Annotated in this window: 10 protein-coding genes; 5 read left to right on the forward strand and 5 right to left on the reverse strand. The window is 70.1% G+C overall.

Going from position 1 to position 13,227, the window contains the following annotated elements; all coding sequences use genetic code 11:
* Positions 1–145: 145 nt before the first annotated feature.
* Positions 146–2,395 (reverse strand): hypothetical protein, encoded by a 2,250-nt coding sequence (locus ACWGKS_RS18595; protein ID WP_452456336.1) that lies wholly within the window; start codon positions 2,393–2,395, stop codon positions 146–148.
* A gap of 91 nt (positions 2,396–2,486) precedes the next feature.
* Positions 2,487–3,602, reverse strand: coding sequence for a CaiB/BaiF CoA transferase family protein (locus ACWGKS_RS18600; protein WP_358506587.1), 1,116 nt, complete (start codon positions 3,600–3,602; stop codon positions 2,487–2,489).
* A 160-nt stretch (positions 3,603–3,762) separates the two neighbouring features.
* On the opposite strand from ACWGKS_RS18600, the gene ACWGKS_RS18605 reads away from it, so the two are divergent.
* Together ACWGKS_RS18605 and rsmA are read left to right on the forward strand one after the other, a co-directional pair.
* Positions 3,763–4,923 carry a ubiquitin-like domain-containing protein gene (locus ACWGKS_RS18605; protein WP_452523313.1) on the forward strand — a complete coding sequence of 387 codons (1,161 nt, stop codon included), beginning with the start codon at positions 3,763–3,765 and terminating at the stop codon, positions 4,921–4,923.
* A gap of 33 nt (positions 4,924–4,956) precedes the next feature.
* Positions 4,957–5,868 (forward strand): 16S rRNA (adenine(1518)-N(6)/adenine(1519)-N(6))-dimethyltransferase RsmA, encoded by a 912-nt coding sequence (gene rsmA, locus ACWGKS_RS18610; RefSeq protein WP_358516063.1) that lies wholly within the window; start codon positions 4,957–4,959, stop codon positions 5,866–5,868.
* Here the strand turns inward: rsmA and ACWGKS_RS18615 are convergent.
* Together ACWGKS_RS18615 and ACWGKS_RS18620 are read right to left on the reverse strand one after the other, a co-directional pair.
* Positions 5,838–6,074: a hypothetical protein gene (locus ACWGKS_RS18615; protein WP_358516061.1), complete on the reverse strand. Its 237-nt coding sequence runs from the start codon at positions 6,072–6,074 to the stop codon at positions 5,838–5,840. The genes rsmA and ACWGKS_RS18615 overlap by 31 nt on opposite strands.
* Positions 6,055–7,446 (reverse strand): PspC domain-containing protein, encoded by a 1,392-nt coding sequence (locus ACWGKS_RS18620; protein WP_358516059.1) that lies wholly within the window; start codon positions 7,444–7,446, stop codon positions 6,055–6,057. Before ACWGKS_RS18620 ends, ACWGKS_RS18615 begins: the two co-directional genes overlap by 20 nt.
* A 188-nt stretch (positions 7,447–7,634) precedes the next feature.
* Here ACWGKS_RS18620 and ACWGKS_RS18625 point away from each other — a divergent pair, with 188 nt between their 5' ends.
* Together ACWGKS_RS18625 and ACWGKS_RS18630 are read left to right on the forward strand one after the other, a co-directional pair.
* Positions 7,635–8,837, forward strand: a complete 1,203-nt coding sequence (locus ACWGKS_RS18625; RefSeq protein ID WP_358516057.1) for an ATP-binding protein — start codon at positions 7,635–7,637, stop codon at positions 8,835–8,837.
* Between the two features lie 30 nt (positions 8,838–8,867).
* Positions 8,868–9,539, forward strand: coding sequence for a response regulator transcription factor (locus tag ACWGKS_RS18630; protein ID WP_358516055.1), 672 nt, complete (start codon positions 8,868–8,870; stop codon positions 9,537–9,539).
* A gap of 25 nt (positions 9,540–9,564) precedes the next feature.
* Here ACWGKS_RS18630 and ACWGKS_RS18635 read toward each other — a convergent pair whose 3' ends face one another.
* The gene (locus ACWGKS_RS18635) at positions 9,565–10,512 is read right to left on the reverse strand and encodes a nucleoside hydrolase (RefSeq protein WP_358516053.1); all 948 of its coding nucleotides are present in this window, start codon (positions 10,510–10,512) and stop codon (positions 9,565–9,567) included.
* A 126-nt stretch (positions 10,513–10,638) separates the two neighbouring features.
* On the opposite strand from ACWGKS_RS18635, the gene pcrA reads away from it, so the two are divergent.
* Complete coding sequence (gene pcrA / locus ACWGKS_RS18640; RefSeq protein WP_358516051.1) at positions 10,639–12,963, forward strand: DNA helicase PcrA; 2,325 nt, start codon at positions 10,639–10,641, stop codon at positions 12,961–12,963.
* The last annotated feature ends 264 nt before the right edge of the window (positions 12,964–13,227 follow it).

The following is a 13,227-nucleotide window of genomic DNA, read 5'->3' on the forward strand; positions in this document are numbered from 1 at the left end:
GACGGTCATTCCCCGGCGTACCGCGTCGAGGTCGACGGCCGGCCCGGAGCCTGGCGTGGGCCCCACTCCCCGGGGCCGCGGTGCCTGCTGGGATCTCGGTTCACCGGGGTCGTTACAGCCACGGACCTTACCACAGGGTCGTGGCCTATTCGTGACGTGAGTGACGCATGCCCGTGCCTGTGTGGTTTGCCTTTCTTGGGTCCGATGGTGTAGGGGGTGAGTCCTGATCCCGTTGTTGGAGTGCCCAAACGCAGGCCGAAAGGGTCAACGGAACCGCGATGGTCAGCGCCAGCGCCGGAATCGCCACCCCCGAATCGTTGGCCGCGAAGCCCACCAGAGCCGTCACGAGGGACCCGGTGAGCCCCGCCCGGAGCGTCGGAGCGTACTCGTAGGCCCGTTGGAGCGCTCCGATCCGCCATCTCGTTGGCCGGTTGAGGACAAGGAAAAGGAACGCCAGGGCCCCCGCCGACAACAGGGTGAGTTGCCAGTTGCCCAGAGTGCCCAGCATCGCGCCCAGCTTGCGGGCGAGCACGGTCCCCGCCTCCCCGTTCAGCACCTGATCGGCGAAAGCGCCGAAGTGGCTGCGGTCCGCGGCCGGACGCAGGTGGTCCACCCAGGCCAACAGGGTGATCACCATCACCGCCGTCACCCCCGCCACGGCGAGTCGCGGCACGGTGACGCGCATCCCCGCGATCATCATCGAGGTCACCGCCAGACCCGGGATCAGCGCGACCACCCCGCCGAAGTCGGTGCCCAGGCCCGGCCACCCGATGACGAGCACCGAAGCGGTCCCGATCGCCAGGGTCGTGGCCACCGCCGCCCGCCGTCGGCCCCGAACGATGAGGGCGTGCGAGATCCCGGTCACCGCCATGAGCATGCCGGTGGCGAAGGTCGCGAACGCGATGTTGCCGATCCCGTAGAACCGGCCGCCCACGATGGGGGAGTACCCGGTGGGCGAGTTCATCTGCAGATGCGCGCCGAAGCACAGGTCCACGAACAGCACCAGAGTGGTCGCGCCCGCCACCACCGTCATCGGGCCGAGCGCGGTGTGCCGCCACGGCCCCGCCATGGCCACCGCCACCACCAAGGCGTCCGCCACCAGGACCGACAGCAACAGGGCCGGTGAAGGCAACGGCACGGACCACCACGGGACGAGGTTGGCCAGATAACTCGCCACGGGGAAGGCCGCGCCCGCCAACGCCACCGTCCGGGTGAGCGACAGCACCAGAGCACGCTTGTCCCTCTGCCCGTGGGAGTACCGGTGCAGGGCGTAGGCGGCCGCCGCGTAGATCAACAGTTGCAGGGCGACCAGGCCGCTGAAGAACCCCGGGATGGCGGCCCCCACCACCACCGCCGCCGTGTCGAGGTCCACCAACCGGTCCAGGGCCGCCTCCGCCGACGCGGGACGTTCGCTCAACCGCCAGACCCGGCCGCCCGTGGGCTCCTGCGGCCGCATCCCCAACGCGTGGAGAACGGTCACGGTGGTGTCGGTGAGGGCCACCAGGCCGGGCCTTCGGGTCGAATCCGAGACCAGGTACGCGGAAGGGCCCGCCGGTCCGTGCTCGGTCATGTGCCCGGTCACCGCCGCGGTGAGTCGGGACGGCCCCGCGTCCATGGACACACCCATGACCATCAGCGAGGCGCCGGTGGGCAGGGCGCCCGTCAACGCCGCGAGCCGGGTGTCGAGGGTCTCCAGCGCCTCCGCGCGAGCCTCCTCGGATACGTCCTCGGGCCGCATCTCCTCCCGGCCGTCCTCCAAGGTGGCCGGGCCCGGGTAGAGGTGGGCGAGTTGGGGCAGCTCCACCACGGCCAGGGACACCCCGTCGAGCCGTTCGGGGGTCACCTCGCGCGCCGACTCCAGGTAGTGGTCGACCCGCCCCGAGGCGTCGGCGGCGCCCAGCGCGGCGCCGGGGCCGGCGGCCAGGGTCGGTCCGCCGTGGTCGCGCACCGTCTGCCCGAGCAGGCCCACGGGGGCGGCGAAGGACGAGTCCCGGTTCGCCGCCACGAGTTCGGCGTGGCCGGGAACGACGGCGCCGGAACCGTCCGACAGTGGTTCGGGCGGAGACTCGCAGGTCGTGAACCGCTCCCGCTCCGCCGAGGCGCGCTGCCCCGCCGACACCGACAGCCAGCCGTCGACGGGGCAGGTGCGGGAGGTGGCGGTGCGGATCGACACGTTGCCGATGGCCCCGTCCTCGGCCAACGCCCACAGAGCGGGAGTGTGCTCGGGGGTGACGTCCTCCCAGAGCAGCCCGGGGACCCCGACCAGGACCACCGGGGGAGTGTCCGTGTCGGCGAACGCGGGCGCGGGCGCCATGCCCAGGAGGGCCGCCAGGGCGATGAGGAACGCGCCCAGGTGCCCTCCCCAACGTGGGCCGGGTCCGGGACTCGGTGCCATGGCGGCCCCCTGATCGCGCGTTCGCCCTGTCGGTCGCGCTCACCCTAGTGATCGGGGAAGCGGGTGGAGGGAAAGCGGCGATTCCGGGATCTCAGGGTCGCTCCCGTGGGAGTCGGTCCTCGACGCCCCATCGCTTCAGGGCCTCGTCGGTGTCGGGGAGCGGCCTGCCGCGGGTGACCTCGCCGGGCGTGCGGTCGAATCGGGGCGCGGGGCCGGCGACGACCCGGTCGCCCTGGCGGGTGAGTGCCCCGCGGGCCCGCACGTGCGGGTGGTCGGGGGCCTCCGCCAGGGACAGGATCGGCATGACGCAGGCGTCGGTGCCCTCGAACACCGCACCCCACTCGTCCCGGGTGCGGGTGCGCAGCACCTCGGCGAACCGGGACCGCAACCGCGGCCACCCCCCGGTGTCCCACTGGTCGGGGAGGTCCTCCCCGACCAGGCCGGTCCCCTCCAGGAACGCGGCGTAGAACTGCGGTTCGATGCAGCCCACGGACACGTGGCGGCCGTCGGCGCACTCGTAGACGTCGTACCAGGGCGCCCCCGTGTCGAGGTAGTTGGTGCCGCGCTCGTCGCTCCAGAAGTCGCGCGAACGGTCCTCGTGCAGCATCGACATGAGCAGGGCACTGCCGTCCACCATCGCCGCGTCGACCACCTGACCGCGCCCGGAGGTCTGCCGTTCCACCAGCGCGGCGAGGATCCCGGTGACGGTGAACATGGTGCCGCCGGCGAAGTCGCCCAGGAGGTTGACCGGGGGGACCGGCGGGCCACCGGCGCGGCCGATGGAATGCAGGGCGCCGTTCACGGAGATGTAGTTCATGTCGTGCCCGGCGGTGTGGGCCAGCGGCCCTTCCTGGCCCCAGCCGGTGACGCGCGCGTACACCAGGCGCGGGTTCGATTCGAGGCAGTCGTCGGGGCCCAGCCCGCGACGTTCCATCACCCCGGGACGGAACCCCTCCAGGAGCACGTCGGCCCGGGAGACCAGGTCGCGGGCGAGCTTCAGGCCCTCCTCGGACTTGAGGTCGGCGCCGACCACCGTCCGGCCCTCGCTCATGTGCGGGCCGGGGGCGCCGGAGCGCAGGGCTTCGGTGGCCTGGGGGCGATCGACCCGGATGACGTCGGCTCCCAGGTCGGCGAGGAGCATGCCCGTCATCGGAGCCGGTCCGATACCGGTGAACTCGACGACGCGGATTCCGTTGAGAGGTCCCATGGGTGCCTTTCGGACGCGAGCAGTACTAGAACGACGTTCGGTTCATTGTGCAGGTCGGGCCTGCCCAGCGCCAGTCCCCATTTTCGGACGGTAATAAATCACTTACTCAGCGTGGTATTAATGTGATCCTGTCCCACCTCGAAAGAAGGGTGATGCACCCATGCCCGGCGGACGCAGCGCCAAGGGCCGAAGGCGCGCCCCACTCCCCGTCGTCCCCCGTCTCGTCGTGGCCGCGGTCGTCACCGGCGCGCTCACGCTCGCCCTCGCCGGCGGCGGCACCGCCCTGGCGACGGACCGCGGCGTCACCATCGACGTCGACGGTACGGAGACGATCGTCCACACCTTCGGCGGAACCGTCGCCGACGCTTTGGCGGAAGCGGGTGTGGAACTCGACGAGGACGACGCCGTGGCACCCTCCCTTGAGACACCCGTCGGCGCCGGAGACCACGTCATGGTCCGCTCCCCGAGACGGCTCACCGTGGAACTCGACGGCCACCGGGCCGAACACCGGGTCAACGCCGCCACCCTCCACGAGGGCCTGGACCAGATCGGCCTCGACCCCGAAGACGTCGAACTCTCCCGAGCGCACACCACCGCCATCCCCGCGGACGGCCTCACCATCACCGCCGAACGCGCGCCCCGCATGGTCGTCGTGTACGACACGATCCGCTCCGAGACCCGCACCACCGGGGGCACCGTTTCCGACGTCCTCGACGCGGCCGGGATCGAACCCGGAGAACACGACGTCGTCAGCCCCGAACCCGACGAGCCCGCAGAACCGGACATGGTCGTGCGCGTCCTGCCCGTCCTCGACGAACCCGAGACCGAAGAGGTCGTCATCGAGGCCGAGACCGTCGAACAGCGGGATCCCGACCGACCCGAGGGAGAACGCGAGGTCGTCACCGAACCCGAGGACGGCCTCAAGGAGGTCACCACCGCGACCGTCCTGCGCGAAGGCGAGGAGGTCGAACACGAACTCTCCGAAGAGATCGTCACCGAACCCGTGGAGGGCCTGGTGGAGGTCGGCGCCAAGGTGGAGGAGGACCCCGCCCCCGAGGCGAGCGGCGCCGCGGCCGGCCTCAACTGGTCCGGGCTCGCCCAGTGCGAGTCGGGCGGCGACCCCACGGCGGTCAACTCCGCGGGCGGCTACTACGGCCTCTACCAGTTCAGCGTCACCACCTGGGAATCGGTCGGCGGCAGCGGACTGCCCTCGGAGGCGAGCCCGGGCGAGCAGACCGGCCGGGCCCAGGCGCTCTACGACACCGTCGACGGGAACTGGCAGAGCCAGTGGCCACAGTGCGGGACACACCTCTTCGACTAGGGGGACGAGCGGGTGGGCGGTGGCCGGCAAGATGTGGGGGTGACACAGACACCCGCACCCGACCCCGCCGAGCACTCCCGCCTGCTCACCCCCGCCGACGTACGTGAGCTCGCCGAGCGGTTCGGCATCCGGCCCACCAAGACCCTGGGCCAGAACTTCGTCATCGACCACGGCACCGTCCGCCGCATCGTTCGTGTGGCGGGAGTCGGCGCCGACGACGTGGTCGTCGAGGTGGGACCGGGACTCGGATCCCTTACCCTCGCCCTCCTGCCGCACGTGCGACAGGTCACCGCCATCGAGATCGACCCGGCGCTCGCCGAGGCCCTGCCCGGCACCGTCGCCCTCCACGCGCCCGACCTCGCCGACCGGCTCACCGTCGTTCCCGGCGACGCCATGCGCATCACCGAGCTCCCCGGGCCCGAACCCACAGCGTTGGTGGCCAACCTGCCCTACAACGTGTCGGTGCCGGTCCTGCTGCACCTGCTCGAACTGCTGCCGTCCCTGCGGCGGGTGCTGGTCATGGTGCAGTCCGAGGTCGCCGACCGGATCACCGCGACCCCCGGCGGCCGTATCTACGGGGTGCCCTCCGCGAAGGTCGCCTGGTACGCCGCGGCCAAACGCGCCGGCGCGGTGGGCCGCAACGTGTTCTGGCCCGCGCCCAAGGTCGACTCCGGGCTGGTGGAACTCGTGCGCCGCCCCGCCCCCACCACCAAGGCGCGCCGCGAAGAGGTCTTCGCGGTGATCGACGCCGCCTTCGCGCAGCGCCGCAAGACCCTACGGGCGGCCCTGGCCGGCTGGGCCGGTTCCGCGCCCGCCGCCGAGGTGGCCCTGCGCGCCGCCGGCATCGACCCGAGGACGCGAGGCGAGTCCTTGGGGATCGAGGAGTTCGCGGCCATCGCGGAGCACCGCCCGGCTCAGTCCTCGGAGGCCTTGGCCGAGTCCTGAGTCTTCTGGGCACCCGACGGGTCCGGGCGCGAACGCAGCAGCGCCCGGGCCACCCCGGCGAGCCCCAGGCCCGCGAACAGTACCGGGACCAGCCACAGGGCGTTGAAGTCCCAGGACCCGCTGCCCTGCACGACGAACACGACCGCCAGGCCGAGGAAGAGCACCCCGGCGACCAGCGAGCCGCCGTCAATCCCGCGCTTGGTCATAGCGAACCTCCAGTACTCCGACCCTGGTGTCGGTCTTCACGTTCACCACGGGTACCTCCGCGGCCTCGGATCGCGGCAGCGGTCCGACAGGCTCGAACGACTCCTCGTACGTGAGGTCGTACCCGTGCCGGTCGTCGTCTCCCTCCTCCGGGGTGTGCACGGCCCCGAACGTCACGTGTCCCTCCAGTTCGACCCGCACGCCGTCGGGTATCAGCACGATCAACATCCCCTGATCGACACGGGCCGTGACGTCCACGCTCTGTCCGGGATCCAACCTTCCGTCGAGTCCGGACAGGTCGAGCGTCCCCTCGCCCAGACTCAACCGCGGGTCCGAGGACTCGGCCTCGGCGACCGACTCCGGCCGCCACACCTCCCCGCCGACCCGCCACTCGGTGACGTCGGTCATGGTGACCGTGAGCGTGCCCAGCACCGCCAGGGCTCCAAGGAACCCCAACCCGCGTGGGTTTCCCGCGAAGGTCCCGATCAGCGCGAACAGCCCGATCACCGTGGTGGCCGCGGCCATGAAGTAGATCCCGAGGTCCGGGCCGAACAACAGATCGACGCCGTTCACCTCGGAGTACGGCGCCCCCAGGTTCGGTGCGACGACCACCCATACGACCGCCATGATCACCACGGTCCACAACGCGAACGAGGCCAACGGCGACGAACGGGGCTCGCGCCGGCCCCGGCACCCTTGATCGCCGTCGTCGAACCCACCCTCGGAGCCGTCGTCCTCGTCCTCGTCCTCGTCCTCGTCGTCACCGTCGTCGCCGTCGCGGGAGGTGCGTTCCGAGACCACCGCCAGGTCCACCGGACCGTTCGGGGCCGACGCCCACGGCTGCGCCGGGTTGTAGTAGGCGGCGCTGGGCTGTGGTGCCGGCCCGGTCGGTGGCGGCTCCCGCTCGGCCAGGTCGGCGCGCAGTCCCAGCAACGAGGCCCGCAGGTCGACCCCCCGACTCCGTGCGGTCAACAACCCCAGCACCAGGGGGATCGCCAGGATCATCGTGCCCCAGCCGAACCCGCCCACCAGACTCATCGCGGTCGCCGCCATCAACCCCACGGCCAACAACTTGGGGACCGCACGCGAGGGGAAGGCCCGATCCAGCATCTGCTCGAAGGTGGCCGGCCCCCCTTGGGGATCGCGCATCAGCACCCACGCCGCGACGTACAGGAACAACCCCGTACCACCGGCGAACAGGGTCAACACGAACCCCGTCCGCCACAACACCGGGTCGACCCCCGTGTACGCGCCGAGCCCGGCGCACACACCGGCGAGCACCCGATGGTCGTCGTTGCGGCGCAGCTCCGGCCCCGGCTCCGGCGGAACCTCCGCGGCAGCCGGCGTGTCAGGGGCCTGACCGTCCGTCATCATCGCTCACCGCACCTTCCCATGGAACCATCGTCGCCTCTGACCCGTCCAAGAGGGAATCCGGGACGACCCTGATCCCACCCTGACCAGAGCACCCCACGGACCCCGGGTGCGTCCCCGATGTCGGCGCGCCGCGCACAAGGCATCCTGGAGGAGTACGCAGGGAATCGGACGAAAGCGGTGATCGGGCGGTGGCAACGACGGCCGTGGGAACTCCGCGGCTCACCCGCGCCGTCGAGGGACGGCTCCTCGGTGGAGTCGCCGTCGGCGTGGCCCGACACCTGGGCATCGACCCCGTCGTGGTCCGGCTCGCCTTCATGGCGCTGGGCGTCGGCGGCATCGGCCTCGCCGTGTACGCGGCCCTCTACTTCATCCTCCCCGAAGCGGAGGTCGAGGAGGGCACCGAACCGGCCGCCGACAACCGGCGCAAGGGCCGCGACATCTCGCAGATCGTCGCCTACGTCGGCCTGGCCGCCGCCTTCGGGATGCTCTTCCTCGTCTTCGGCGGAGTCTTCGACCCACTGCTGTGGTTCATCGTCTTCGGCGCGCTCGGCGCCACGATCCTGTGGCAGCAGGCCAACCCCGCCCAACGCGACGAGTGGATGACCAGCACCGTCAGCCGCGCCGGCCCCAAGGGCCTCATGCGCACCGGCGCCGGAGTCCTGCTCATCGTCACCGGCGTCATCGGCTTCATGGTGTTCCAGCAACAACTCCAGGACGCCCGCGCCGGACTCAGCTTCGCGTTCACACTCCTCGCCGGCATCACCCTGGTCGCCGCACCCTGGATCATCGGTCTGGTCCGCGAACGCGACGCCGAACGCCGTGAACGCATCCGCAACGCCGAACGCGCCGAACTCGCCGCCCACATCCACGACTCCGTCCTGCACACCCTCACCCTGATCCAGCGTCGTGCCGAGGACCCACGAGAGGTCCAACGACTGGCCCGCGTCCAGGAACGCGCCCTGCGCAGCTGGCTCTACCAACGTCCCTCCGACGCCGAGACCACCGTCTCGCCCGCCCTCGAACGCGTGGCCGCCGAGGTCGAGGAGGAACACGGAGTGCCCCTCGAAGTGGTGTGCGTGGGCGACTGCCCCATGGACGACGGACTCGCCGCACTCCTGCGCGCCGCCCGCGAGGCCATGGTCAACGCCTCCAAGTACGCCGGCAGCGACGACATCTCCGTCTTCGGCGAGGTCGAGGAGAAGGAGGTCCTGGTGTTCGTCCGCGACCGCGGGGCCGGCTTCGACCTCGACGCCATCCCCGAGGACCGCATGGGCGTACGCGGCTCCATCCTCGGCCGGATGGAACGCCACGGCGGTTCCGCGCGCATCCGCACCGAACCGGGCGAGGGCACCGAGGTCCAACTCCGGATGCCCCGCATCCTCGACCTGTGAGCGACTTCCGGGCGGGGTAGGGTTCTGGTTGTGGGAGAAGAGAGCACGACCTTCAGCGACGGAGACGCGATCCCCCGTGTCGTGATCGTGGACGACCACCGGCTGTTCCGCAGCGGTGTGCGCGGCGAACTCGGCGACACGGTCGAGGTCATCGGAGAGGCCGGTGACGTCGACAGCGCCGTGCACGTCATCGGAGAGACCAGGCCCGACCTGGTCCTCCTCGACGTGCACCTACCGGGTGGTGGGGGAGTGGAGGTGCTCCGGCGGGTCCTCGCCAAGCACCCCCAGATCAGGTTCCTCGCCCTGTCGGTCTCCGACGCGGCCGAGGACGTCATCGGAGTGGTGCGCGGCGGCGCTCGCGGCTACGTCACCAAGACCATCTCCGGCAAGGACCTGTCCAACGCCATCGTCCGGGTCGCCGACGGAGACGCCGTGTTCTCACCACGCCTGGCCGGTTTCGTGCTGGACGCCTTCTCCGCCACCGACGCGCCCCCGGTCGACCCCGAGCTGGACCGCCTCACCCAGCGCGAACGCGAGGTCCTGCGGCACATCGCCCGCGGCTACGCGTACAAGGAGGTCGCCAAGGAGCTCTTCATCTCCGTCAAGACGGTGGAGACCCACGTGTCCTCGGTGCTGCGCAAGCTCCAGTTGTCCAACCGGCACGAACTGAGCCGTTGGGCGACCGCCCGCCGCCTGGTCTGACCGACCCGCGGCGGGCGAGACCCGATCAGCGCAGCGAGTCCAACATCCGGTCCAGGAACTCGTCACCGGAGACCGACGTGATCACGCGGGTGACGCGACGCTCGTCCCGCCCCGGACGCGGGCGCCGGTCGGCCACGGTCATGCCGCGGGTCAGCGAACCGGTCAGCTCAACCCGGATCGGCGCCTCGAACACCTCGGTGACCAGGTGTGGGTCGGCCAGCACGGCGGCGGCCAAGGGGTCGTGCATGGCGCACTGGCGCACCCCGAAGATGCCCTTGTAGAACTCGGCGTAGAAGTCCAGGAACGCCGAGGTGCGCTCCGCCCGCTCCCCGGGCACCTCCTTGAGCCGGTCCAACCAGTCGGAGGTCGCCACCGTCTTCATGGTGATGTCCAACGCCACCAGGTCCAGGTCGAACCCGGCGGCGAAGACCACCTCGGCCGCCTCGGGGTCGTTCACGATGTTCGCCTCCGCGTGCGAACCCACGTTCCCCGGCACCTCGACGGCGCCGCCCATCACCACGAGCCGGCGCACCAGCTGGGGCAACCGCGGCTCCAGGCCGATCGCGATCGCCAGGTTGGTGAGCGGACCCACGGCCAACACGTCCAACTCGCCCGGGTTCTCCCTGGCCAGTCGGACCAGCAGCTCGGCGGCGGACTCCGCCACCGGCTCGCACTCGGGTTCGGGCAGCTCGACGTCCCCCAGCCCGTTGCCGCCGTGGACGTGCTCGGCCAGTCGCGGCTCCTGCACCAACGGACGTCCGGCGCCCACCGCCACCGGTACGTCGGGGCGGCCGTACAGCGCCAACAGTCGCAGCGCGTTGCGCGCGGTCACCGTCACGGTGTTGTTGCCGAACACGGCGCCGACACCGAGGATCTCCACCTCAGGCCGCGCCGCCAGGTACGCGAGTGCGACGGCGTCGTCGATCCCCGGGTCGCAGTCGACGAACACACGCGTGGTCTTCCGGTCAGCCAAGACCGATCTCCCCCCGAAACAGACATGAGCCGGGTGGGAAAAGTACGCACCCGGTATGAAACCAGACTAGGGCGCCTTCGGTGGGGGTGGACCCGACCGTCACCGGTCGGTCGTAACCTGGAGAGCGTGTCCTCCCAAGAGCAGCTTCTCGAAGGTCTGAACGGTCCCCAGCGCGACGCCGTGACGCACTCCGGCTCTCCGCTCCTGATCGTCGCGGGCGCGGGATCGGGCAAGACCCGTGTCCTCACCCACCGCATCGCCCACCTCATGGCCGAACGCGGGGTGCGCCCCGGGGAGATCCTCGCGATCACCTTCACCAACAAGGCCGCCGCCGAGATGAAGGAACGCATCGAGGCGCTCCTCGGTACCCGCGCGGCCAACACCATGTGGACGATGACCTTCCACTCGGCGTGCGTGCGCATCCTGCGTCGGGAGGCGCACCGACTCGGCTACCCGAGCAGCTTCACCATCTACGACGCGTCGGACGCCGCCAGGCTCATGCAGCTGGTCTGCAAGGAGATGGACCTGGACCCCAAGCGGTTCCCGCCCAAGTCCTTCAGCTTCCAGGTGTCCAACCTCAAGAACGAGCTCATCGACTACGACACCTTCGCGGAGCAGGCCCAGAACGAGCAGGAGAAGAAGCTCGCCGAGGCCTACCGGCTGTATCAGCGCCGTCTCCACGAGGCCGGCGCCATGGACTTCGACGACCTGATCATGGTCACCGTCAACCTGTTCCAGATGTATCCGGACGTCGCCGAGTACTACCGGCGTCGCTTCCGACACGTCATGGTCGACGAGTACCAGGACACCAACCACGCCCAGTACGTGTTCGTGCGAGAACTCGTGGGCGCGGCCGAGGACTCCGACACGACCGTGGTCCCGCCCGCCGAACTGTGCGTGGTGGGCGACGCCGACCAGTCCATCTACGCCTTCCGCGGCGCGACCATCCGCAACATCCTCGAATTCGAACGCGACTTCCCGAACGCGCGCACCATCCTGCTGGAGCAGAACTACCGCTCCACCCAGAACATCCTGTCCGCCGCCAACACGGTCATCGACCGCAACGAGGGCAGGCCCGCCAAGAACCTGTGGTCCGAACAGGGCGAGGGGCCCCGGATCATCGGCTACGTCGCCGACAACGAACACGACGAGGCGGCGTTCGTGGTGGGGGAGATCGACAAGCTCACCGACGAGGGCATCGTCAAGCCGAGTCAGGTCGCGGTGTTCTACCGGACCAACGCCCAGTCCCGTGTGTTCGAGGACGTGTTCATCCGAACCGGCCTGCCGTACAAGATCGTCGGCGGGGTGCGCTTCTACGAGCGCAAGGAGATCCGGGACATCCTGGCCTACCTTCGGGTGCTGGCCAACCCCGAGGACACCGTCAGCCTGCGCCGCATCCTCAACGTGCCCAAGCGCGGCATCGGGGCCCGTGCCGAGGAGTCCATCGAGCTGTTCGCGGCGCGCGAGCGGATCACGTTCTCCCAGGCGCTGCGCCGGGTCGGCGAGGCACCCGGCATCGCCACCCGCTCGGCCAACGCCATTCGCAACTTCACCGCGCTGCTCGACGAACTCGCCGCCGGGGTGCCGGGCAGCACGCCCGCCGAGATCGTCGAGATGGTGCTGGGCAAGACCGGATACCTGTCCGAACTCACCGAGTCCAAGGACATCCAGGACGAGAGCCGGGTGGAGAACCTGGAGGAGTTCGTCGACGTCGCCCGCGAGTTCGAGAACACCTTCGCGGCGCTCATCGAGGACGAGGCGCTGTTGGAAGGTGAGGAGAACCAGGGCATCGACCCGGGCGAACCCACCCTCGTGGACTTCCTCGAACGCGTCGCCCTGGTCGCCGACACCGACCAGATCCCGGACGAGGACGACGAGGGCGGCGTGGTCACCCTGATGACCCTGCACGCGGCCAAGGGACTGGAGTTCCCCGCGGTCTTCCTCAGCGGCATGGAGGACGGGATCTTCCCGCACACCCGCACGTTGGGTGACAAGACCCAGCTGGAGGAGGAACGCCGGTTGGCGTACGTGGGCATCACCCGCGCACAGGAACGGTTGTACGTCAGCCGGGCCGCGGTGCGCAGCGCCTGGGGAACGCCCTCCTACAACCCGGCCTCCCGCTTCCTCGACGAGATCCCCGTGGACCTCCTCGACTGGAAGCGGGCCGAGTCCACTTTGGCCGCGCCGCCCAGCCGCAGCATCGGCGGTGGTCGTGGGGGCTTCGGTGGGGGTGGCGGCTTCGGAGGAACCTTCGGTGGTGGCCGGAAGAAGGTCGCCAAGGAGGCGCCCACTCTCAGCGTCGGAGACCTCGTCAACCACGACTCCTTCGGGATGGGCCGCGTCCAACTCGTCGACGGGGCGGGTGACAAGACCAAGGCCCGCATCGACTTCGGCGCCGACATCGGGGAGAAGGACTTCCTCGTCAAGTACGCGCCGATCGAGAAGCTGTGAGGGGCAGCGGCGCGGGGTGGGACCTCTCGATGCGGGGTGTGTAAGCCAGGACACCGACAAGGTTTCCCGAACCTGTCACGAGCACTCACACCCAGGGGTACAGTTGGTGAAGACCGAGCGAAACGAACGCGGAAATCTCTGCGGGCGGGCCGGTCTCACCTCTTCACAACAGCCTGGTTCGAGCGGTGCTCGGAGCATGTAAACTCGAAGAGTCGCTTCAAAAGCCCAGCGTTCAAACCGACAGGCGAAAACGCAAAGCCGAAA

This window comes from Nocardiopsis sp. NPDC055879 (genome assembly GCF_053615935.1).

Excerpts from the sequence above, each read along its gene's own strand:
- ACWGKS_RS18595 (WP_452456336.1), bottom strand. The coding sequence starts at position 2,395 with ATGGCACCGAGTCCCGGACCCGGCCCACGTTGGGGAGGGCACCTGGGC.
- ACWGKS_RS18600 (WP_358506587.1), bottom strand. The coding sequence starts at position 3,602 with ATGGGACCTCTCAACGGAATCCGCGTCGTCGAGTTCACCGGTATCGGA.
- ACWGKS_RS18605 (WP_452523313.1), top strand. The coding sequence starts at position 3,763 with ATGCCCGGCGGACGCAGCGCCAAGGGCCGAAGGCGCGCCCCACTCCCC.
- ACWGKS_RS18615 (WP_358516061.1), bottom strand. The coding sequence starts at position 6,074 with ATGACCAAGCGCGGGATTGACGGCGGCTCGCTGGTCGCCGGGGTGCTC.
- ACWGKS_RS18620 (WP_358516059.1), bottom strand. The coding sequence starts at position 7,446 with ATGATGACGGACGGTCAGGCCCCTGACACGCCGGCTGCCGCGGAGGTT.